General features: G+C 60.5%; 16 protein-coding genes and 1 pseudogene. 9 read left to right on the top strand and 8 right to left on the bottom strand.

Translation table 11 applies throughout. From position 1 onward, the window contains the following. The first annotated feature begins 23 nt into the window (after window positions 1-23). The 6 genes from MK745_RS14540 (at window position 24) to MK745_RS14515 (ending at window position 10,137) form a co-directional block, all read left to right on the top strand. Window positions 24-1,127, top strand: coding sequence for an efflux RND transporter periplasmic adaptor subunit (locus MK745_RS14540; RefSeq protein ID WP_243614027.1), 1,104 nt, complete (start codon window positions 24-26; stop codon window positions 1,125-1,127). Further along, window positions 1,124-4,216: an efflux RND transporter permease subunit gene (locus MK745_RS14535; RefSeq protein WP_243614026.1), complete on the top strand. Its 3,093-nt coding sequence runs from the start codon at window positions 1,124-1,126 to the stop codon at window positions 4,214-4,216. Before MK745_RS14540 ends, MK745_RS14535 begins: the two co-directional genes overlap by 4 nt. Window positions 4,217-4,397: 181 nt before the next feature. After that, entirely contained in the window at window positions 4,398-6,017 is a 1,620-nt protein-coding gene (locus tag MK745_RS14530; protein WP_243614025.1) for a GMC family oxidoreductase, read from the top strand. Window positions 6,018-6,090: 73 nt separating this feature from the next. Next, window positions 6,091-7,719, top strand: a complete 1,629-nt coding sequence (locus tag MK745_RS14525) for a long-chain-fatty-acid--CoA ligase (RefSeq protein WP_243614024.1) — start codon at window positions 6,091-6,093, stop codon at window positions 7,717-7,719. A 3-nt stretch (window positions 7,720-7,722) separates the two neighbouring features. Next, complete coding sequence (locus MK745_RS14520) at window positions 7,723-9,462, top strand: aldehyde dehydrogenase family protein (protein ID WP_243614023.1); 1,740 nt, start codon at window positions 7,723-7,725, stop codon at window positions 9,460-9,462. A gap of 27 nt (window positions 9,463-9,489) precedes the next feature. Then, window positions 9,490-10,137: a TetR/AcrR family transcriptional regulator gene (locus MK745_RS14515; protein ID WP_243614022.1), complete on the top strand. Its 648-nt coding sequence runs from the start codon at window positions 9,490-9,492 to the stop codon at window positions 10,135-10,137. A gap of 32 nt (window positions 10,138-10,169) precedes the next feature. On the opposite strand, the gene MK745_RS14510 is transcribed toward MK745_RS14515, so the two are convergent. The 6 genes from MK745_RS14510 to MK745_RS14485 form a co-directional block, all read right to left on the bottom strand. Continuing rightward, the gene (locus tag MK745_RS14510) at window positions 10,170-11,546 is read right to left on the bottom strand and encodes an FAD-binding oxidoreductase (RefSeq protein WP_243614021.1); all 1,377 of its coding nucleotides are present in this window, start codon (window positions 11,544-11,546) and stop codon (window positions 10,170-10,172) included. Between the two features lie 104 nt (window positions 11,547-11,650). Beyond that, the gene (locus tag MK745_RS14505; RefSeq protein ID WP_243614020.1) at window positions 11,651-13,066 is read right to left on the bottom strand and encodes an amidase family protein; all 1,416 of its coding nucleotides are present in this window, start codon (window positions 13,064-13,066) and stop codon (window positions 11,651-11,653) included. Window positions 13,067-13,108: 42 nt separating this feature from the next. Then, entirely contained in the window at window positions 13,109-14,716 is a 1,608-nt protein-coding gene (locus MK745_RS14500; protein ID WP_243614019.1) for an ABC transporter ATP-binding protein, read from the bottom strand. A gap of 2 nt (window positions 14,717-14,718) precedes the next feature. Then, window positions 14,719-15,558 carry an ABC transporter permease gene (locus MK745_RS14495; RefSeq protein ID WP_243614018.1) on the bottom strand — a complete coding sequence of 280 codons (840 nt, stop codon included), beginning with the start codon at window positions 15,556-15,558 and terminating at the stop codon, window positions 14,719-14,721. After that, window positions 15,555-16,538, bottom strand: a complete 984-nt coding sequence (locus tag MK745_RS14490) for an ABC transporter permease (RefSeq protein ID WP_243614017.1) — start codon at window positions 16,536-16,538, stop codon at window positions 15,555-15,557. Before MK745_RS14490 ends, MK745_RS14495 begins: the two co-directional genes overlap by 4 nt. Before the next feature lie 88 nt (window positions 16,539-16,626). After that, window positions 16,627-18,159 carry an ABC transporter substrate-binding protein gene (locus MK745_RS14485; RefSeq protein WP_243614075.1) on the bottom strand — a complete coding sequence of 511 codons (1,533 nt, stop codon included), beginning with the start codon at window positions 18,157-18,159 and terminating at the stop codon, window positions 16,627-16,629. 170 nt (window positions 18,160-18,329) lie between these two features. On the opposite strand from MK745_RS14485, the gene MK745_RS14480 reads away from it, so the two are divergent. The 3 genes from MK745_RS14480 to MK745_RS14470 are packed head-to-tail and all read left to right on the top strand — an operon-like array spanning window position 18,330 to window position 20,500. Next, a complete protein-coding gene (locus MK745_RS14480; RefSeq protein ID WP_243614016.1) occupies window positions 18,330-19,028 on the top strand; it encodes a GntR family transcriptional regulator in 699 nt (232 codons plus the stop codon). A 51-nt stretch (window positions 19,029-19,079) separates the two neighbouring features. After that, window positions 19,080-20,105: a histone deacetylase family protein gene (locus tag MK745_RS14475; protein ID WP_243614015.1), complete on the top strand. Its 1,026-nt coding sequence runs from the start codon at window positions 19,080-19,082 to the stop codon at window positions 20,103-20,105. Window positions 20,106-20,149: 44 nt separating this feature from the next. Continuing rightward, window positions 20,150-20,500, top strand: a complete 351-nt coding sequence (locus MK745_RS14470; protein WP_243614014.1) for a RidA family protein — start codon at window positions 20,150-20,152, stop codon at window positions 20,498-20,500. Between the two features lie 79 nt (window positions 20,501-20,579). Here the strand turns inward: MK745_RS14470 and MK745_RS14465 are convergent, their stop codons facing one another. Both MK745_RS14465 and MK745_RS14460 read right to left on the bottom strand, forming a co-directional pair. Further along, window positions 20,580-21,329 carry an ABC transporter permease gene (locus MK745_RS14465; RefSeq protein WP_243614013.1) on the bottom strand — a complete coding sequence of 250 codons (750 nt, stop codon included), beginning with the start codon at window positions 21,327-21,329 and terminating at the stop codon, window positions 20,580-20,582. After that, window positions 21,329-22,009, bottom strand: a pseudogene (locus MK745_RS14460) (ABC transporter ATP-binding protein); the annotation flags it as partial. The pseudogene MK745_RS14460 and the gene MK745_RS14465, both read right to left, overlap by 1 nt. Window positions 22,010-22,053: the final 44 nt, after the last annotated feature.

Below are 22,053 nucleotides of genomic sequence, written 5' to 3'. Positions count from 1 at the left end.
CGTCAAAACGGGTGTCGACTCTTATGTCTATCTGGAAACAGGTTCTGATCTTGGCCGTGTGTGCGGCGCTTGGCTATGGCGGCTACGAAGGTTACCAGCGCTTTATCGCCGCCGACACCGCTTCCGAGGCACAAACCGCGCCGCGCCGGTCGGGCGCCGCACCTGTTGAACTCGCCGAAGTGCGTCTCGAAACACTATCCGATGCGGTCGAGGCCGTCGGAACCACACGTGCGCGGCAATCCGTCGATATCGTGCCCGAGGCGAGCGGTCGAATTGAAGAAATCACGTTCTCCTCTGGCCAAAAGGTAAAGGCTGGCGCCGTCCTTGTCCGCCTTGATGATACGATTGCACGCGCCGACCTTGCCGAGGCCCGCGCCCAAGTCACCGAGCGTGATAGGATGCTTGAACGTATGACACAGCTACGCGGCGCAAGTGCTGTGGCCGAAGCCACGCTCGAGGATGCCACGGCCCGTCAAGCCGAAGCCCATGCCGAGTTTGATCGCGCTGAGCAACGCCTTGCCCAACGGAGCCTGCGCGCGCCTTTTGACGGGACCATCGGCCTTGCAGAAGTCGATGAAGGCGCGCGCGTGAATGCCGGAACCTTCATCGCGCGGCTCGACGACCTTTCTCATGTCGAGGTTGAGTTCGCGCTTCCCGAGACCCTTTTCGCCCGCGTCTCGAGAGGGCAAACCATCGTCGCCACGAGCGCCGCATTTCCCGGACAGCGGTTTGACGGGGCCATCGACGCGGTAGATAGCCGTATTGACCCCCAGAGCCGTTCGTTCCGCGCCCGCGCCGTCATCCCGAACCCAAGCGGCACCTTGCCCTCCGGCATGTTCATGTCGCTTGAACTCACACTCTTGCGGACAGATCACCTTGTTGTCCCTGAAGAAGCCATCTTGTTTCAGGCCGCCGAGACCTATGTCTTTGCGGTTCATGATGGCATCGCAAAACGCACCACTGTGAAAGCGGGCCAACGCCGCAATGGGCTTGTCGCGATCCTCAGCGGATTGGAGGCAGGCGACAGGGTGGTCGTCAAAGGGCTGCACCGAGTACGTGATGGATCCCCTGTCAGGGAGGTCGGTGCAGAAGGGCAGACCCCGGATGGGGCGGAGGGCGAGTCGTGACTCTCTCCGACATATCGGTGCGCCGACCGGTTCTCGCCGCGGTCGCAAATTTGTTGCTCATTGTGTTCGGCATCATTGCGCTGCGCGACATCCCTGTGCGGGAATTGCCAGATGTCGACAACGCCGTTGTGACCGTCACGACGACCTATCGCGGCGCCGCGCCAGAAGTCATCGACACCGACATCACCGAAACAATCGAAGGGGCAGTTGCCTCCATCTCGGGCATCCGGTCGATCAGTTCAGAAAGCCGACAGGGCCGTTCTCGGGTCACCATAGAGTTCGAGGCCGGGCGCGATGTGGATGTCGCCGCCAATGACGTGCGCGACGCCGTGGGGCGCATCCGAGACAACCTCCCGCAGGAGGCCGATCAACCCGAAGTCGAGAAGAGCGACGCCGACGCCGACCCGGTGATGCGTCTTGCGGTGGTGTCCGACCGAATGACAACCGCCGAAATCACCGACTATGTGGATCGCTTCATATCCGATCGCCTAGCCACACTTGACGGTGTCGCCAGCTTACGCATTTACGGCGAACGATCTTTTGCCGTGCGGATATGGCTCGACCGCCGCGCGCTGGCCGCGCGCAAACTGACGGTGGCGGATGTCGAGAACGCCCTCAAACGCAACAACGTCGAGCTACCAGCCGGAGAGGTCACCTCTCGCAACCGGCAACTGACCGTGCGGCTCAACAGCCGCCTTCAGAGCGTCGATGATTTCCGGGATGTCGTACTCGACCGGGTCGCAGGATACCCTGTGCGCCTTGGCGATGTTGCCAGAGTAGAGCCCGGTGTCGCCGAGGACACCACCATCGCGCGCAGTGACGGTCGAGATGCGGTTGGCATCGCCGTTCAACGCCAAAGCCAGTCCAACACACTGCAGATTTCCAACGCCGTGCGCGCCGAAGTCGACCGCATCAACCCCACCCTTCCCGAAGGTATGAAGATTCAGATCGGCTCCGATGATGCGCTTTTCGTCGGCGCTTCGATCCGCGAAGTGGTCAATGCCTTGATGATCTCGCTCGGCCTCGTCGTTCTCGTGATCCTCCTTTTCCTGCGTTCGTTCCGGGCCACGCTCATTCCCGCGATCACCATTCCCGTTTCTCTCATTGGTGCGTTTGTCCTGATTGGGGCTTGGGGGTTCTCTCTCAACACCCTGACACTGCTTGCACTGCTCCTCGCCATCGGCCTCGTAGTGGACGACGCCATCGTCGTACTCGAGAACATCCAACGCCGGATCGAGAACGGCGAGACGCCGCTTGTTGCTGCGCTCAAGGGCGCGCGACAGGTCACCTTTGCAGTGTTGGCGACCTCGGTCACGTTGATTGCGGTCTTCGTGCCGCTCTCCTTCATGCCGGGTCAGGTCGGGCGCCTTTTTATCGAGTTCGGTTGGGTGATGGCGGGCACGGTGGCCATCTCAACTTTCGTTGCCCTGACGGCCTGCCCGGCACTTGCCTCCAAGATCTTGCGGGCAAGAAAACAAAGCGACGGCGCGCCCCTTGCAACCACAGCACACCCCGAAAGCCCGGTGCAACGTGCCTATGCCGCGCTCCTGCGATACTGCCTGAGGATGCCCCTTGTCGTCATCGTTCTTGGCACAGCGATCAGCGGCGGCGCGTTCTTCTTCTATGATAGCCTGCCGCGTGAACTCGCCCCGCGCGAGGACCGTGGTGTCGGCTTTATTCCCCTGACCGCTCCGCAAGGCAGCACCACGGCCTATACCGACCGAGCCGCACAACAGGTCGAGGCCCTGCTTGATCCGCTACGCGAAGAAGGCACGATCGAAACCGTCTTTACCTTTACCGGCTGGGGCAATCGTGCCTGGCGCTCTTTTGTCGTCTTTCGTCTGGCACCGTGGGAAGCGCGCGAGAAATCCGCCTCAGAGGTCGCCCGCGAGATCGCTCCCAAGATGGCACAAATCACCGCCGCGCGCGGTTTCCCGATTACTCCTGCGGGTCTCGGCCTGCGCGGCAACTCGACTCCGGTCCGCATCGTGATCAGCGGCCCTGATTTCGAGAGCGTCAAAGACTGGTCCACCACGCTTCTCGCCCGCGCGGAATCCATTGAAGGTCTCGTCAATCCAGAGATCAACTACGAACAGAACCTGCCACAGCTTGAGATCAACATCGACCGGCAGCGCGCCGATGATCTTGGGATTTCCATCGAGACCATTGCCTCCACGATGCAATCCATGCTCGCATCTCGGCAGGCCACGACCTTTATCAGTCGCGGACGCGAATACCCTGTCATCCTTCAGGCCGAGGCGCAGGATCGCCGTTCGCCCTCGGATATCGACAACATCTATATCCGTTCCGGAGATGGCGAAACGCTTGTGCCGCTCGGCGCTCTTGTCACCTTGCAAGAGAACGCAGCGGCCCCGTCCTTGCGCCGCTTTGACCGCCTGCCCTCTATCCAGCTTTCCGGCGCGCTCGCACCCGGTGCTGATCTCGGTGCCGTACTGGGCGAGATCGAAGCGCTTGCCGATGACATCGTGCCAGCAACGGGGAAGCTCGGCTATGAAGGGCAATCGCGAACCTTCAAGGACACCACAGCCGGTGCGACCGCCGTCTTTGCGATGGCGCTGTTGATTGTCTTCCTGGTTCTTGCCGCGCAGTTCGAGAGCTTCGTGCACCCGGCGATTATCCTTCTCAGTGTGCCTGCCGGTGTCGCCGGTGCAATCTACGCGATGGCGCTCGGAGGATTATCACTCAACGTCTATAGCCAGATCGGCATCATCCTATTGATCGGCCTCGTGGCCAAGAACGGCATCCTGATCGTCGAGTTCGCCAACCAGCTACGCGACGAGGGCAAGTCCGTGCACGAGGCCGCAATCCTAGCCGCCGTCCTGCGTCTGCGCCCGATCATGATGACAGTGCTTTCAACGATCCTCGGCGCCTTGCCTCTCGTCCTTGCAGAAGGCGCAGGCGCCGAAAGCCGCAATGCCATCGGCACGGTCATCATCGCCGGCCTGACCCTTTCTGCCGTCCTGATGCTGATCGTTACGCCAACTCTTTATGACTTGTTCGCACGCTTCACCAAGCCGCGTGGCGCCGTTGAAAAGGCACTTGAACGTGAGCTGGAGCAGGCGGGCTAAGAAATCCCACCCGCATGAAAATGCCAGAGCCCGTAGCTCGCGCGGGGCTTGAAAAGTCATCTGAACATTTTTTCTGGACTTTTGTCCAAATTTTTTTGTTAAGTGATTTTGCTTGCCTGACTCCACTCTGGATTCGCAAGCGTTTCGCCTCAGGGAGAGGGGCGGACACAGGGAGGAAAGAATGAGTTACGATTTCGTGATTGTTGGCGGTGGATCCGCCGGCGCGACCTTGGCGTCGCGCTTGTCAGAAGACCCAAACACCAAAGTTTGCCTGCTCGAAGCTGGCGGTGGCGGAAACCACCTTTTGATCCGCGCGCCTGCTGGCGTTGTCGGGATGTTGCCCGGGCACGGCAAGATTTCAAACTGGTGTTTCAACACCGTGCCACAGCCGGGCCTCAACGGTCGCAAAGGCTATCAGCCGCGCGGCAAGGCGCTCGGTGGCTCGTCAGCGATCAACGCCATGCTCTACGTCCGCGGTCACAAGTCCGATTATGACGGTTGGGCCGAAATGGGCTGTGACGGCTGGTCTTGGGACGAATGTCTGCCCTACTTCAAGAAATCCGAGAACAACGAAACCGGCGCGGATGATGTGCATGGCCATGACGGGCCGCTTCAGGTCTCCAACCAGAAAAGCCCTCGGGACATCACGCGCGCCTTCATCAAGGGTGCGACCGAGCTTCAACATCGCGAGGTCAGTGACTTTAACACCGGCGACAACGAAGGTGTTGGCCTCTATCAGGTGACCCAATTCCATTCCAAGGAAAAGAACGGCGAGCGCTGCTCTGCCGCGGCGGCCTACCTGTTCCCGGTGATGGGTTCGCGCCCCAACCTGACGATCATCACCAAGGCGCACGCAACCAAGGTTCTTTTCGAAGGCAAACGTGCGACCGGCGTGGAATACCGTATCGGCAAGAAGACCCATCGTGCCATGGCGGGCAAGGAAGTGATCCTCTCCGGCGGTGCCTTCAACTCGCCGCAACTGCTTCAGCTTTCGGGCGTCGGTCGGGCGCAGGATATCCGTCCGCACGGCATCGAGATGGTCCACGAACTGCCCGGTGTCGGCCAGAACCTTCAGGATCACCTCGACTTCATCCTCGGCTACAAGACCAAGGATACCGATAACTTCGGTATCGGCCTTGCGGGAACGATCGGCCTGACGAAGCATATCTTCAAATGGCGCAAGGATGGCACCGGCATGATCGCGACACCCTTCGCCGAAGGGGCCGCTTTCCTCAAGACCGACCCGTCGCTCGACCGCCCGGATATCCAGCTTCACTTCGTGATCTCGGTCGTCGATGACCACGCGCGCAAGCTGCACATGGGCTATGGCTTTAGCTGCCATGTCTGCGCCGTGCGCCCGCATTCGCGCGGCGAGGTCTTCCTGCAAAGCGCCGATCCCATGGCCGCTCCGGGCATCGACCCGAAGTTCCTTTCCGACGAGCGCGACCTCGAGACCACGATCAAGGGTGCCAAGATGACCCGTGACATCCTGCAATCGCAGGCCATGTCCAAGTATCGTCACAAGGAGCTTTTCGGCGTGACCGACAACATGACGGACGCCGAGTGGGAATCTCATATCCGCGCCCGTGCCGACACGATCTACCACCCGATTGGCACCTGCAAGATGGGCGTGGATGACATGTCCGTCGTCGACCCCAAACTCAAGGTGCACGGTATGGAAGGGCTTCGCGTCGTCGATGCCTCTGTCATGCCGACCCTGATTGGCGGCAACACCAATGCCCCCACGATCATGATCGCGGAAAAAGCTGCCGACATGATCAAGGCCGAATACGCCGCCTGATCCAAAGACGCTGCCGGCGTTTACGCGACTGGCGGCGTCTCTCGACACGTCTAGAAAGAAAGAAGGCCACACCATGCTTGGCGCGATGATGCACAAGGACCTTTTGATCAGCGACCTGATCGTCCATGCCGGAAAATACCATGCCGATACGGAAATCGTATCGCGAGAGACCACAGGCGACATGAACACAACAACGTGGAGCGCGGTTGCGTCTTCCTCGCGTCAACTGGCCTCTGCACTTGGCACGCTGGGATTGGATCACGGTGACCGCGTCGCGACGCTCGCTTGGAACAATCATCGCCACCTCAAGATCTGGTTCGCGGTCTCCGGCAGTGGCCTCGTCTGCCACACGCTGAATCCGCGCCTTCCCCCGGAACAGTTCATCTTCATTTGCAATGATGCCGCGGACAAGGCGATCTTCTTCGACAAGACCTTCATGCCGCTCATCACCGGCACCAAGGCACACCTCAAGACCATCGAACATTTCATCTTCATGGGGCCGCGAGACGAAGAGGTCGCCGCCGCCCTGCCCGAAGCGATCTTCTTTGATGAACTGATCGAGAAGGGCGACGCAGACTACGACTGGCCGCAATTCAGCGAAAATACCCCTTGTTCGCTCTGCTATACCTCCGGCACGACCGGAAACCCAAAGGGTGTCCTCTATTACCATCGCTCTACGATGCTCCACACGCTCGCGATCTCACTACCCGATGCGCTCTCGCTCTCTTCGCGAGAGACGATCTTGCCCGTGGTGCCAATGTTCCACGCCAATGCCTGGGGCATCCCCTACGCTGCAGCGATGACAGGCGCTAAGCTTGTCATGCCCGGACCGGGCCTCGACGGCGATAGCCTCCTGCACCTGATCGACGACTATGGCGTTTCGCTTGCCCTCGGTGTTCCAACGATCTGGATGATGCTCTTGGCCTCTGCCGCCAAGTCCGGCTCCAAAATGGAAAGCCTCAAGCGCAATGTCATCGGCGGATCCGCAGCCGCCCCCTCGATGATCGCCGCGTTCCGCGACGAATATGACTGTGACACGATCCACGCTTGGGGCATGACAGAAACCTCGCCTCTCGGCTCGGCCAACGTGCCGAAGGGCAAGCATGACGATCTCGACGCAGACACGCTCGCGGCGCTGCGCCTCGGACAAGGGCGTCCGCCCTTCGGGATCGACCTGCGCATCGTCGATGACGAGGGCAACCCATTGCCGCATGATGGCGAGGCACAGGGCGCGCTTCAGGTCCGTGGTCACTGGGTTGTCGAGACCTACTTCGGCAAGGACCAGAGCGCGACGACCGAAGATGGCTGGTTCGATACCGGAGACGTCTCCACCATCGACGCCGACGGCTACATGGTGATCCGTGACCGCACCAAGGACATCATAAAATCCGGTGGCGAATGGATCTCGTCGGTCGATCTCGAGAATATTGCCGTTTCGCATCCCGGTGTGGCCATGGCAGCCGCCATCGGTGCCGTGCACCCGAAATGGGACGAGCGCCCGATCGTCGTCGCGGTCAAGGCCGAAGGGGCCGACCCGAAAGAGGACGATATTCTTGCCCTCTTCGACGGCAAGGTCGCCAAGTGGCAGATTCCTGACGCGGTGGTCTTTACCGATGCCATCCCACTCAACGCCACTGGCAAGATGCTCAAGAACCAACTGCGCGAACAGTTTGGAAACCTGCTCATCGAAAGGGAGGAGTAACCTATGACCCAAGCCATACAACAACCCGTCGAGGCCCAGCCCTTCTGGCTCGAAGAGTATGAAGCCGCCCTGACCGCGCTAGACGCGGGCAAGGACAACTGGGCGCGCACCTCCAACGCCGAGCGCCTGCAAATCCTGCAACACATCAAGGACAATCTCCTGAGCGTCGCTGAGGGTTGGGCAGAAACGGCCGCCCGCAAAAAGATGATTCCTGAAGGCTCGCCGCTGGTGGGCGAAGAGTGGACCTCCGGCCCCTACGCGGTGATGTCCGCATGTAACGGCTACATGCAGACCTTCGCCGAGCTTGAACGAAAGTCTTACCTCGATCACCTGAAGACCCGGGAATTGGCCACAGGCCAAACCGCTGTGCGCGTTGTGCCACATTCGATCTGGGATCGCTTGCTTCTGTCCGGTGTGAATGCCGAGATCTGGATGCAGAAAGGGGTCAACCGAGGCAATCTCGCCAAGCATACGGCGGTCGAATACGACGTGCCGACCGTGAAACGGAAAGGCAAGGTCGCGCTCGTCCTCGGGGCAGGCAACATCAATGCCATCACGCCGCTTGATGTCTTCCACAAGGTCTTCAACGAGAACCAGGTCGTGATCCTCAAGATGAACCCGGTCAACGACTACCTGACCGACTATCTCAAGGCCGCGCTGAAACCGCTGATCGACCGCAACGCCCTGCGCATCGTCAAAGGCGACGGGGTTGCTGGCGCGTGGCTGACCGAACACCCCATCGTCGAAGAACTCCACATCACCGGTGCAGGCGCGACACATGACGCCATCGTCTGGGGTCCGGGCGCAGAAGGCATCAAGAACAAGGAGGCCGGCACGCCGAAGAACACCAAGCGGTTCACCTCCGAGCTTGGCGCCGTCTGCCCGACGATCATCGTCCCCGGCCCGTGGAGCCGAGCCGACCTGCGCTTTCAGGCCGAGAACGTCGCGACCCAGAAACTGCACAATTCCGGTTTCAACTGTGTCGCTTGCCAAGTCCTCATCACACCGAAGACATGGAACAAGACCAAGACTTTCATGGCGAACCTGAAGTCCGTCATGGCCTCCTCGACGCGCCTTGCCTACTACCCCGGTGCCGAGGATCGTATCGCGACATTCGCGGATCATGCCGACAGCACCGAAGAGGTCGCGCGCGGGGCTGCGCCTGCCTGTGTCATCAACCCGATGCAGGACGATGACTACTTCAAGACCAACGAGGTCTTTGCCCCCGCCATGTCCACCCACGCAATGGATGACCCGGACCCTGAAACCTATCTGGTCAACGCGATCCAATGGGCCAATGAAAACCTCTATGGCACGCTCGGTGGCAATATCATCATCCACCCACGCACCATTCGCAAAATCGGAAAGAAGCGGTTCGAGGAGATCATCGCCGAGTTCCGCTATGGCACAATCGCAATCAACGCGTGGACGGGGCTTGGGTTCTTGATGACGCCATGTCCCTGGGGCGCCTTCCCGGGCCATACGCTGGAGGATGTTCAATCGGGCATCGGCACGGTGCACAACACTTTCATGTTCGAGAACGTCGAACGCACCGTTGTCAGCGCCCCATTCCGCCCTTTCCCGCGCGGGCTCTTGTCCTTGCAGTTCACGCTCTTGCCGCGCCCACCGTGGTTCATCACCAACCGGAAACAGGATAAAGTCGGAAAACTCCTGACACGTTTCCAGTACAAGCCTGGTTGGCTCAAACTCCCGCGGATTTTCCTGAACGCCCTTCTTGGATAACCTGCCCTCCCCGAGGCCGGATGCAGCTTGCTTTTGGCCTCGGAAACCCTCATTTTCTCGCCCATGAACGAAATGCCCTCGAAACTCAAAGCCCGCGCCGAAAGAAAAAACGCCAAGCGAGACGTCAAGAAGCGCCAGATCGCAGAAAGTGCGATCCTCGCGCTTCAAGAGTTGGGCTATGCCAACACGTCCTTGCGTGACATCGCCGAGAAAAGCGACATGTCGCTCGGCATGCTGCACTACTATTTCGAGGATCGCTCCGAGCTCATCATCTACTGCGTGAGCATCTACAAACAGCAATTCGTCAGCAATATCGTGGACGCGCTCGCAGGCGCCGAAGGGCGCGACTCGGTTATCGAGACTTTTTCAAACGCGCTCGCCGAGTCGATTACGGATGACGCGATGACGCACCGCCTCTGGTATGACATCCGCTCGCAAGCCATGTTCGACGAGACATTCCGGCCCATCGTCCGCGAAATCGAAGAGATGCTCGTCGGGATCGTCGCGGATGCGCTCGAGAAAGCCGGGCATCCCATCGACGAGACCTTGGCCATTCAATACGCGCTGATTGATGGGGTCTTTCTGCATCTCATGCAGCGTCAGATCAGCGATGGCCCACAGGACACGGCAGAGGTTGCAGCGGTCTTCCGCGGTATCTTCGAGAAACTGCTCTGATACCCTGTTCCCACGGCACAAGAACGCTGCACTCACTCCGGGGCAAGCGTCTTGCCCGGGTTCAAAATCCCTTTGGGGTCAAGTGCGCTCTTGATCGCCTTCATTACGTCTTGTGCAACCGGATCCTTGAAACGGGCCATCGCCGCAAGCTTCGAAAGGCCGATACCGTGCTCTGCCGAGAACGTACCTTTCATTTCGACGGCAAGGGCGTCGATTTCTGCACGCAGGGCCGGGATCAGAGACGCATCTTTCGTGTGGCACCCGCAATGGATATTGCCGTCGCCCAGATGCGCCACCGACAGAACCTCGCAAGAGGGATCAATCGCGCGCAAACGCGGTTCGATCTCATCTAGATATGCGGCGACAGATTCTCTCGGGACGGCCACATCCGCGCTCAGGACCGGTTGCTGGCGAAACGCGATCTCCGCAGCGGCTTCCCGCCGGGCCCACATTTCGGTCCGTTGCGCTTCATTCTGGGCGATGACAGCATCCGTCACAGCGCCTTCCTCCATCCACTCCGCCAGAACTTCTTCGAGCACATCTTCCAGCGCACCGGGAGACATCACGGCAAGTTCGACGAGCAGATTCACAGGGTGTGCCGCCTCAAACGGCTCGCGCGCGTCGAGACTGACAAGGAAATGCCCCTCGATATATGCGCGGGGCATGAACTCGAAGGCCACAACCGCGCTATCGGATGCGTCCTGAATTGCGTTGAGCAACTCACACGACCGCTCCAGGGAATCCATCGCCACCATGGCGGTGACGTGGTCGACTGGACGCGGGTGAAGCTTGACCACCGCTGCTGTGATAAGCCCAAGCTGCCCCTCCGCACCGATCATCAAGTTGCGCAGGTCAAAGCCGGAGTTGTCCTTGTGAAGCGCCTGCATCAGGTCCATCACCCGGCCGTCCGCCAGCACAACCTCAAGCCCAAGACACAGATCGCGCGTATTCCCGTAGCGCAAGACATTGGCGCCACCGGCATTCGTCGACAAGACACCGCCCATCATGGCCGACCCAGACGCGCCGAAACTTAACGGGAAGAAAAGATCGTGCTCTTCCGTAGCGGTGTTGAGCGCGTCCACAATTACCCCTGCTTCGACGACAGCGACCCGCGCATCAGCGCGAATTTCGCGCACACGGTTCATACGCTCAAAGGAAATCATGATGGAATCTGTGCCCAGAGCGCCACCATTCAGGCCGGTATTTCCCGAAACCGGCACGACCGGAATCTCACGCGCATTGGCGAGCTTGACCACTGCGGCGACCTCCCCGGTTCTTGCGGGACGGACAACCGCAAGCGGCATTCCCTTGTACTGACCGGTCCAGTCCTCGGACCAGCGCTTGGCGTCTGTCCCGGTAAAGACCTGCGCCGCCCCGACAATTTCGATAAGGTCCTCAACAAGCGTCATCTGCGCGATCCCCCCTGTCGATGTGCAAAAGGACGGGTGGCAGCGTTCGGGATCGTCAGGATTTCAGGCATAAGATGACTTCTTTGAAAATGAGAAGCGGGTGTCTAGCCCGCAGAAATATCAACCGCCGCATAGTTCACGGCTGTCGCACCGACAAGGGCCTCCCCCGCTTCCAAAAGCAGGTCCTCTCGAAATTGGTTCGCGACAAGCTGCACGCCAATCGGCGTCTTGCCATGCGGGCCATCGACTGTGCCCGTGCTGACGGTAAGACCCGGCAGGCCCATAAACGGCAAACCAATCTGAGTCATCTGCGCCGCGACAATCCCCTCAAAGGCGGACTGGCTCTCGGTGTCGAGATGATCCTTGAACGGAAGCTGCCCCGACACCGGACAGAGCATCACAGGCCATTGACCAAGGAACTGACGCCACGCACGGCTTAGCCCTGCCCGCGCCTGAAGCGTATCGAGAAGCCCATTCACGTCCACGGCTGGCGTCATCGCAGACAGGCGTTCGTAGACCAATGAAGAGTCCGGATCGTTCTCTTCCCGGATCGCTTCATCCGCGCCCCGCCGCGTTTCGGCAAGCCAAAGAGTAAGCTGATGACGCACTGCCTCTCTTAGCGGCGGCGTCTCCTGTTCCTCGACGATCCAACCCGCTCGTGAGAGCCGATCCGCTGCATCGCGCAAAGCGCTTTCCACGGCCGGATCGACCTCCATGCCATCCGGCGCAACACAAAGCGCCACGCGTCGCGGAACGGATGGTCCTTGTAAAGATACCGGCGCATACCACGGGTCGCGCAGATCGGGCGCAGCCATCGCCTCAAGCGCCAATCGCAGGTCGGGGATAGACCGAGCGATCGGTCCGGATACCGCCATCAACTGCGCTCCGATATGGCGATCGGGGCCCGAAAAATTGACCGCGGGCACACGGCCTAGAGACGGGCGCAACCCATGCAGACCGCAAGCATACGCCGGGTAGCGGATAGAACCCGCGATGTCAGTGCCATGCCCGATGACCCCTATACCCGCCGCTGTCGCCGCCGCCGCCCCGCCGGACGATCCGCCCGGTGTCAGCGCCGCATTGCGCGGGTTGCGGGTCGCTCCGTGAAGGCTGTTGCGGGTAAACCAACGCAGGGAGAACGCCGGCGTGTTGGTGCGCCCGACAATCATCGCCCCTGCCTTGCGGAGATTGGCGACAACGGGGCTATCTTCAGCCGCGACAAGATCCTTCTGAAGTTGAAGCCCGTTGGTTGTCGCCATACCGGCCTGATCGACGTTGACCTTGATCGTCACCGGCACCCCGGCGAGCGGTCCAAGCGGGTCTCCCGTGGCAAGCGCCGCATCTACGGCCTCCGCAGCCGCCAAGGCCTGCGCATCGCAGCGTTCGACAACCGCGTTGATCGGGCCGTTTACGGCGTCGATCCGCGCCAATGTCGCCTCTGCCACGGCCCGCGCGGTAAAGTCTCCCGCGCGCAGGCCCGCACCGATCTCTGTGGCGGTCAGGGACCAAAGTTCGCTCATTCCGTCATCTCCCCCCCAAATCCTCCAGAGCTTTGCAGCCGCCTAGGCCGCCCCGCCCCATTCAGTGCCCGGCACCGCAGCCAAAAGGTTGCGCGTATAGTCCTGCTTCGGCGACAGGAAGACCTCCGCCACCGAGCCAATCTCGACCAGTTTCCCGTGCTGCATAACCGCGATCCGGTCGCAAAGCTGTGCCGCTACACGCAAATCGTGGGTGATGAAGAGCAGGGACAAGTGCAACCGCTGCTGCAGGTCGCGCAGCAATTCGAGAACCTGCGCCTGAATCGACACGTCGAGCGCCGAAACAGCCTCATCCGCAATGATCAGGTCCGGGTCCATGGCAAGCGCGCGGGCAATCCCGATTCGTTGCCGCTGTCCGCCGGAGAACTCGTGCGGATAGCGGTCTGCCGCGCTGGCATCCAAGCCGACTGTCTCAAGCAAGTCCCGCGCCCGCGCATGGGCCTCTGCCACAGGCGTGCCCATTGTGATCGGCCCCTCGCTGATCGCCGAGAGGATTTTCTTGCGCGGGTTGAGCGAGGCGTAAGGGTCCTGAAAGATCATCTGAACCCGACGCCGTGCACTCCGCAATTCCTCGGTCGAAAGCGCGTTCATATCTTCCCCATCAAGGAGGATCTGCCCGCTATCGGCCTCGACAAGGCGCACGATCGACCGCCCCACCGTGGACTTGCCCGATCCGCTTTCGCCCACGATCCCGAGAACCTCGCCCTTGCCAACAGTGAAGGACACGCCATCAATCGCCCGGACCTCGCGGGTCGCCTTGAAAAGGCCACCGCGCGTTTTGTAGGTCTTACGCAGATCGCGCACCTCGAGAACATGCTGCTCTGACGTTTCCTGCCCGCTTGGAACAACATCCGAGGGCACCGCCGCGAGGAGCGCCTTGGTATAGTCATGCTGCGGGTTCTCAAGCACCTGCGCGGCCCCGCCCTGTTCGACAATCTCGCCATAGCGCATGACGATGACCTGATCGGCGATTTCCGCCACGACACCAAAGTCATGGGTGATGAACATCACTGCCATGCCGTGCCGTTCCTGCAGGGATTTGATGAGGTCGAGTATCTGCGCCTGCGTGGTCACATCAAGCGCCGTCGTCGGCTCGTCCGCGATAAGAACCGCAGGGTCCATCGCAAGCGCCATCGCAATCATCGCCCGCTGCCGCTGCCCGCCCGAAAGCTGGAACGGATAGGCGCGGATGATCTTCTCCGGCTCTGGCAGGCCCACCTCGCGGATCAGATCGAGCGCCCGTTCACGCCGCTCGGACGGGGTGTAGCGCCCATGCGCCTCGTAGGTCTCGGCGATCTGGTCCCCGATCCGCATCAGGGGGTTGAGCGCCGACATTGGCTCCTGAAAGATCATCCCGATCCGATCCCCGCGCAATTTGCGCCGCTCCGCATCCGGAAGCGCGAGCACATCGCGCCCCTCAAAGAACGCTTCGCCACGGGTCACATGCACAAGATCCGGCAAAAGCCCCATGAGCGCATTCGCCGTCATGGATTTCCCCGAACCGGACTCGCCCACGACACAGAGGATTTCCCCCGGCGTCAGGTCGAATTCGATATTCTGCACCGCATAGTCCCGGTCCGCGCCGGGCGGCAAGGAGATGGCGAGGTCACGAATAGAAAGCACTGAATCCATGGTTATCGTCCTTTCCGTGCCAGACGCGGGTTGAGCGCGTCATTGAGGCCTTCGCCAATCAGGTTGAGGGCAAGAACGGTCATCAGGATCGCCACCCCCGGAATAAAGCTCAGCCACCAGGCATTGCGGATGACGGTCCGCGCCGCCCCGATCATATAGCCCCAGCTCATGATGTTGGGATCGCCGAGCCCAAGGAAGGAAAGCGAGCTTTCAAGAAGGATCGCCGTCGCCACCATGAGCGAAGCCATGACGATGATCGGCGACATGGCATTGGGCAGGATATGCCCGAACAGGATGCGCATGTTCGAAAGCCCCGCCAAACGCGCGGCATCGACAAACTCGCGCCTGCGAAGCGACAGAACCTCCGCCCGCACAAGGCGCGCCACCGGCGGCCAACTCACAATTGCAATGGCAAGCGTGATTGTCGGAAGCGTCGGCTCCATGATCGCGACAAGCACGATGGCCAACGCGAAATTCGGAATGGTCTGGAAAAACTCGGTGAAGCGCATCGCGCCATCATCGACAAGCCCGCCATAGAACCCCGCCAGCGCGCCAAGCGGCACACCAATCAACAAGGCGACCAGCGTCGAAACAAGCCCGACGATAAGCGACACCCGCGCCCCATGCGCAAGCCCCGCCGCCACGTCGCGACCAAGCGTGTCGGTCCCAAGCGGGAAGCCATCGACACTAAAGGGCGCAAGGAAAGGACGCTGCACCATCTTCCACGGGCTGTCCGGATAAAGGAGCGGCGCAAAGACCGCGACAAGGATCACGACCACAAGGATGAATAGCCCGATCAACGCGCCACGATTGCGCGAGAAGCGTTTGAAGAAGTCCTTCATGCTGCACCTCCTGCGCCGATACGCGGATCAATCAGCCGATAAACAAGGTCCGTGACCACGTTGAAAAGGATCACCATCGCCGCCGAGATCAGGAACACGCCAAGAAGCGTGTTATAGTCCCGAGCCGTCAGGCTCTCGAACATCAACCGCCCGATCCCCGGCCAGGCAAAAACCGTCTCCGTAAGGACCGCGCCCCCGACAAGCTGCCCGGCCTGAAGACCGGCCAGTGTGACCACCGGCAACAACGCATTGCGCAGGATGTGGCGACGACGGATGACATTCTCCTGCAAGCCCTTGGCGCGGGCCGTCTTGACGAAATCCATCTGGCTCACCTCAAGAACCGAGGATCGCGTCATGCGCAGGTACACCGCCATGAAGAAAAGGCCGAGCGTGAAAGCCGGCAACACAAGGTGCTTGAGCCGGTCGAGCACCATTTGGAAACCCACATAGTCGGCCCCCACGGTCTCATAGCCAAAGGCGGGAAACCAACCGAGCTTCACCGAGAATAGCACCACCGCCATAAGCGCGACCCAGAAAAGCGGCGTGGCGTAAAACAGCAACGAGAGCGAGGTAATAACCGTATCGCTCCACTTGCCCTGGCGCGCGGCGGCGGCAAGGCCGAACACGATCCCAAGCAAGAGCGACATGCCAAAGGCGGTCAGTGTGAGGATCAAGGTCGCGGGCAGGCGTTCGAGGATCAGATCCAGAACCGGCATCTGCTGGCGATAGGAATAGCCCAGATCAAGCTGCAAGACCCCCGACACGTAGTTCCAGAACTGCACCATGAGCGGCTGATCGAGCCCGAACTGCTCTCGCAGTTGGGCGATATACTTGGCGTCCGCCGCACCCGCTTCGCCTGCCATGACGGCCGCCGGATCCCCCGGAGCCGCATGAATGAGAAAGAAATTCAGAATGACGATCATCAAGAGCGTGATGACCGCCTTCAACAATCGCCCCACGATAGCTGTCACGATGTCCATACTGTGCCAATGCCTGCTTCACTTGTTGCGTTAGAAAGAAAGACCGGCCCGATCTCTGACCAGGCCGGTCTTTCTCGTCTGCTTTCGCTTAGTCTTCGAGATACGCGTCGCGCATACCGTCATTCACGCCGATCGCCGTGGTGACGAGGTCTTTGACGTTGCAACGATAGATCGTCGGGAATTCGATCTCGAGCTGCCATGCGACAGGCACGTCATCGACGAGGATCTGTTGAATCTCGGTATAAAGCGCCTGGCGCTCTTCGGGGGTCGCCGCAACAGCGGCCTTGGCGAAGAGATCGTCCACCTTGGGGTTTTCATACCCGGCGACGTTGTTCCAGGGGCTACCCTTGGCAATGTTGCTCGCGAGATAGCTACGTGCGACACCAAGCGCCGGGTCGCCATACTGGTAGAGGTAGGTGAAGGCGATATCGAAATCCCACTCCGCCTGCTTCTGGTTCCAGCCCGCAACATCGGTCGCCACGACCTGCACGTTGACGCCAACCTCTTCGAGGTTCTGCTTCATCGCTTCGGCCCAGCGCTGCCAGGTCTCGCCATAAGGCAGCGGCAGGATGCGAACGGTCTCGCCATCATAGCCCGACTCTGCAAGAAGCTCGCGCGCCTTGTCCGGGTCATAGTCATACATGACCGTATCGTCGCTATAGAAGTTGGTCTTGGACGAAACCGGGCTCGTCGCGACCTTGCCATACCCGTTCCAGATCACGTCTTTGACGAATTCGCGGTCCGTCGCATACATGACTGCCTTGCGGAATGCCTTGCTCGAGGTCGGCCCCTCACGGTTGTTCATCCACGCCATCGCATGCGGCGCGAAATATTCCCAGCCATGCCCCGTCGAACAGACGCCATCCATCTCGATCAGGCGCTTCACGTCCCAGTTCTCGACCGAGCCACCCGGCAGAACATCGACATCGCCATTCTCGAACGCCACCGCGCGCGACGCGGCATCGGGGATCACGCGATAATAGACATCGTCAATCGCCGGTTTACCGTCGAGATAGTAATCCTCGTTCTTCACGAGGTGGATATAGCTGCCCTTTTCCCAGGCTTCGAATTTGAACGGGCCTGTACCGATCGGCGTATTGTTGGCCGGGTTGGTCTTGTAGTCGGTGCCTTCATAGATGTGCTTCGGGATCATCGGCATCGTGCCAGCCTCGAAAACCCCGATGAACGGGCCAAACGGCTGTTTCAACTTAAAGACCACGGTGTGCGCATCCGGCGCTGTGACGCTTTCGACATGTTCGAGGCTGACACGCAGGCGCGCATGGGTCTCGCGCAGGAACTTGTCGACCGAGAACACCACGTCTTCGGCGGTGAACGGCTCGCCGTCATGCCATGTCACGTCCTCACGGAGCTTGAACGTATAGGTAAGCGCATCGTCCGAAATCTCCCACTCGGAAGCCAAAGACGGCATCGGATTGAGATCAGTGTCATAGCGCAGCAGGCTTTCATAGATATCGCCCGCGACCAACTGCGTCGGCCCGTTGCTCACGAGGCCGAGCATCAAGCTGGGCGGCTCTGGCTGGACCACGATATCGAGGCGATTCTCGGCATGCACAGCACCCGCCAAGGTCATCGCCATAAGGCTTGTGACTAGTCGTTTCATCATTTGATTCTTCCCTGTTTTGGTGGCGACCGAATTATTTCTTCCGGTCTCTTTCACTTCGCAGACTGTGCGCGGGCACCCCACGCTTCACGCCTCCATGCTCGGGGAGGTTCCCACCGAATGTCAACAATATTGTCGACAGTCGACAATCTGAGGCGTAGTTTGAACGAATGAGCACAAAAACCAACCCCCTGAGACTAGATCACCTCGAGCGGAGATCGCTCTCGCAAGAAATCGCGACACTTCTGACCGATCACATCCTGTCCGGTCGCCTTCGACCCGGTGAAAGAGTGTCCGAATCTGTCATCGCGCGAGAGCTCGGTGTCAGCCGCGCACCAGTGCGCGAAGCCGGGCGCATGCTGGAAAGCACGGGGTTGTTGGTGTCCCATCCCAATCGCGGTTTCTTTGTGCGCACCATGAACTCCGAAGACCTCGGTTCGCTCTATGAATTGCGCTTGGCGATCGAACGCGAAGCTGCGGCGCTTGTCGTGCGCAAGGGCGCGGCGGATGTGATACCCGTCCTGCGCCAACAGCTTGAAAAGATGATCGCCTTGGCAGATGCCGGGCGCGAACCCGAGACGTCTGCCGCAGACCTCGAGTTCCACCGCCTTCTCATCGAGGCGTCTGGCAACCCCCGTTTTCTTGCGATCTTCCAGCAGATCTCTTCGGAGATCCAACTCGGTCTTTCGCTGATCGGGAGGATGGAAAACGCACCAGACAACATCGCGAGCAATCACGGCCACATCATCGAAGCCCTCGAGAGCGGTGATGTGGAACAGGTCCGCAACGCGATGGACTATCACATCGGGCTGGCGCGTCACGTGATCGTGGCGCATTTCAGCGGGCTGGAAACGGCCGACCGGGATTGAAACTCAAGAAACAACGGACGAGGCCGGGCTTCCGGCCCTGAGAGGAACGACGTGAAAGCAGTCTTCGACGAACGGCAATGGCGCCACGACCCAAAGCACTTCATCGCAAGCGGCGCCATTCGCCCCAACCCAGAACAACCCAAACGAATCGAAGTGCTGCATGCGGGCGCGCTTGCGGCGGGCTGCCAGTTCGAGGCCCCCAAGGACGCCGGCATCGGCCCCATCGCGGCCCTGCATTCTCCCGAATACCTTGCCTTCCTGAAAACCATCTACCCCCGCTGGCGCGCACTTCCGGACGCAGGCGAAGAGGTTATTCCCAACATCCACCCCCTCGCCCGCAGCAATAGCTACCCCACCTCGCCCGTAGGTCAGGCTGGATACCACCAAGGCGATACCGCTTGCCCGATTGCAGAAGGCACTTGGGAAGCGGCCTACTGGTCGGCCCAATCCGCCATCACGGGGGCCGATTTGCTTCTTGGCGGCGAACATGCGGCCTACGTGCTCTCGCGCCCGCCGGGGCACCACGCCTATGGCGATCTTGCAGCGGGTTTCTGCTTCCTCAACAACTCGGGTATCGCCGCCGAACGCCTGTGCAAAGCCGGTCTGCGCCCCGCGATTCTCGATGTAGATGTGCACCACGGCAACGGCACCCAAGACATCTTCTATCGCCGTGACGATGTGCTCACCGTGTCGATTCACGCCGACCCGACCAAGTTCTACCCCTTCTTCTGGGGTCATGCCCATGAACGCGGCGAAGGCGCCGGGCTCGGCTACAATCTCAACATCCCGCTTTCCCGCGGCATTGGCGACGAGGATTACCTCGTGGCGTTGGACACGGCCCTAAATCGCATCGATGATTTCGGAACGGACGTTCTCGTGGTCGCCCTCGGCCTCGACGCATCCATCGATGATCCTTTCGACTGGCTTCGCGTCACCAAAGAGGGCTTCTCCCGCATTGGCGCGGCGCTCGCCAAGACAGGTCTGCCCGTTCTCTTCGTGCAAGAAGGTGGCTACCTGTCGGACTCCCTCGGCGAAAATCTGACCCGAACCCTGAGCGGCTTTCAGGCAAGCACCTGACACGCTAGACCCTATTCAGACGACTCAACCAAACAGGAAAGACCATGACTGAAATCACGCGCAAACATGTCGGCGATCGCATGAGCCAGATCGTCACCCACGGCGAGACCATCTACCTCGCGGGCCAAGTCGGCACCGCCGGGGCCAGCGTCGCCCAGCAGACTCAGGACTGTCTCGACAAGGTCGATGCCCTGCTTGCCGAAGCAGGCAGCGACAACACGCGCATCCTACAAGCGGTGATCTGGCTCGCAGACATGAAGGATTTCGCCGAAATGAACGCTGTCTGGGATGCTTGGGTTCCCAAGGGCCACGCGCCAACCCGCGCCTGCGGCGAATCGAAACTGGCAACCCCGGAATATTTGGTCGAAGTCATCGTGACCGCCGCCAAGGCCTAATCCAATCGCGCGGCGTGGCCTCTCGCTTCGCCGCGCGCCCCCGCGAATATGTTCCTGCCCAGCACCTACCGAAACGCGGCTAGGCAGCGTGCAAATCCTTATCCCGAAAGGATGCGCGATCCGCGGCCCATGAGACGACTTGGTAAAGCGTTACAGTCATCAGCGCGAGCAGCAGCAAGCTCGCAAACATGAGATCGGTTTTCGCCCGACCATTGGCCAAAAGCATCAGGTATCCCAAGCCTTGCGAGGCGCCCACCCATTCCCCGATCACCGCCCCGATGGGCGCATAGACCGCCCCCATCTTCAGGCCTGTCGCCAGCGACGGCAGCGCATGGGGAATGCGCAGGCGGAGCATCTCCTGAAACGGAGTTGCATTCATGGTGCGCGCCAGATCGCGTAGCCCTTTGGGAATGCGTGTCAGCCCATCATGAAATGCGCTGGTGACAGGGAAGAAAATGATGAGCACCGCCATAAGCACTTTCGACGCCATCCCATAGCCAAACCAAAGCGTCAGGATCGGTGCGAGCGCAAAGACCGGCACGGCTTGGGTCAAGACCAAAAGCGGCATCACCAGACGGCTCAACCGCTCCGACCCCGCAATCGCGATCGCCGTACCTGCCCCAAGCACACTGCCAATCAGCAGGCCGAGAAGAACCTCAGCCAGCGTTACCCCCGCATGGCCGAGCAAAATCAACCGGTTCTGCCAAAACGCCTCGGCGACGCGCAGGGGAGAGGGAAGAATAAAGGGTGGCATTTCCATGCCCCAGACAACCGCCTGCCACACGCCAAGCACGACCCCCGCAGCGAGGACTCCATACGCCCACCTCATCACGCAAGCCTCCGCAACGCGGCCATCAACTCTGCCTGCGCCTTGACGCTGTCTGGCGCATAGGAATCACGCAACGGAGGGGTCTCGGGCACGGGCCAAATCCTTGCGCCTTCGCCGGTCAGAAAGATGACCTGATGACCGAGACGTATCGCCTCGGCAGGGTCATGCGTCACAAGCAAGACCGTCTTGTCGCGAAACATCTCGCATGCCAATTCCTGCATCGCGGCCCGCGTGCTTGCATCCAACGCCGAGAACGGCTCGTCGAGCAGGACGATAGGCCGATCCTCCAACAAGGTTCGCGCCAAAGCCACCCGCTGCCGCATCCCTCCAGAGAGCGCGCTTGGCCGCGCCGAGAGATACGCGCCGAGGCCAATACGTTCCAATAGTCGGCGCGCGCGGGGCAAATCCGGCGGCTCTCCCCGCAGACGCTGCCCCAACACGGCGTTCTCCAGCGCCGAGAGCCACGGCAAGAGCAGATCCGTCTGCGCCATGAAACTGCAACGCCCCTCAATCGGCAGCCCATCTGAAACCGCGATGTCCCCGACGAACTGCCCCGCAACCTCAAGCCCGGCAATCAGGCGGAGCAGCGTTGTCTTACCGGTGCCTGATCTCCCGAGAAGGCAGGTCCATTGCCCCGCAGGCAGATGGCAGGACACTGGCGCAAACAGAGGCGTTCCCGCAATCTCATGATGACCCCGAAGCGCGATACCGGGCGCCACTGCGC

It is taken from the genome of Shimia aestuarii (genome assembly GCF_022814865.1).
Taxonomy (GTDB): domain Bacteria; phylum Pseudomonadota; class Alphaproteobacteria; order Rhodobacterales; family Rhodobacteraceae; genus Shimia; species Shimia aestuarii_A.
Note: the sequence above shows the minus strand (reverse complement) of the source record. Positions and strands in the feature narration are given on the sequence as shown.

Bases quoted from the DNA above. Each gene is read 5' to 3' on its own strand.
- MK745_RS14540 (WP_243614027.1), top strand. From the start codon at position 24: ATGTCTATCTGGAAACAGGTTCTGATCTTGGCCGTGTGTGCGGCGCTT.
- MK745_RS14530 (WP_243614025.1), top strand. From the start codon at position 4,398: ATGAGTTACGATTTCGTGATTGTTGGCGGTGGATCCGCCGGCGCGACC.
- MK745_RS14525 (WP_243614024.1), top strand. From the start codon at position 6,091: ATGCTTGGCGCGATGATGCACAAGGACCTTTTGATCAGCGACCTGATC.
- MK745_RS14520 (WP_243614023.1), top strand. From the start codon at position 7,723: ATGACCCAAGCCATACAACAACCCGTCGAGGCCCAGCCCTTCTGGCTC.
- MK745_RS14510 (WP_243614021.1), bottom strand. From the start codon at position 11,546: ATGACGCTTGTTGAGGACCTTATCGAAATTGTCGGGGCGGCGCAGGTC.
- MK745_RS14505 (WP_243614020.1), bottom strand. From the start codon at position 13,066: ATGAGCGAACTTTGGTCCCTGACCGCCACAGAGATCGGTGCGGGCCTG.
- MK745_RS14500 (WP_243614019.1), bottom strand. From the start codon at position 14,716: ATGGATTCAGTGCTTTCTATTCGTGACCTCGCCATCTCCTTGCCGCCC.
- MK745_RS14495 (WP_243614018.1), bottom strand. From the start codon at position 15,558: ATGAAGGACTTCTTCAAACGCTTCTCGCGCAATCGTGGCGCGTTGATC.
- MK745_RS14490 (WP_243614017.1), bottom strand. From the start codon at position 16,538: ATGGACATCGTGACAGCTATCGTGGGGCGATTGTTGAAGGCGGTCATC.
- MK745_RS14485 (WP_243614075.1), bottom strand. From the start codon at position 18,159: ATGAAACGACTAGTCACAAGCCTTATGGCGATGACCTTGGCGGGTGCT.
- MK745_RS14480 (WP_243614016.1), top strand. From the start codon at position 18,330: ATGAGCACAAAAACCAACCCCCTGAGACTAGATCACCTCGAGCGGAGA.
- MK745_RS14470 (WP_243614014.1), top strand. From the start codon at position 20,150: ATGACTGAAATCACGCGCAAACATGTCGGCGATCGCATGAGCCAGATC.
- MK745_RS14465 (WP_243614013.1), bottom strand. From the start codon at position 21,329: ATGAGGTGGGCGTATGGAGTCCTCGCTGCGGGGGTCGTGCTTGGCGTG.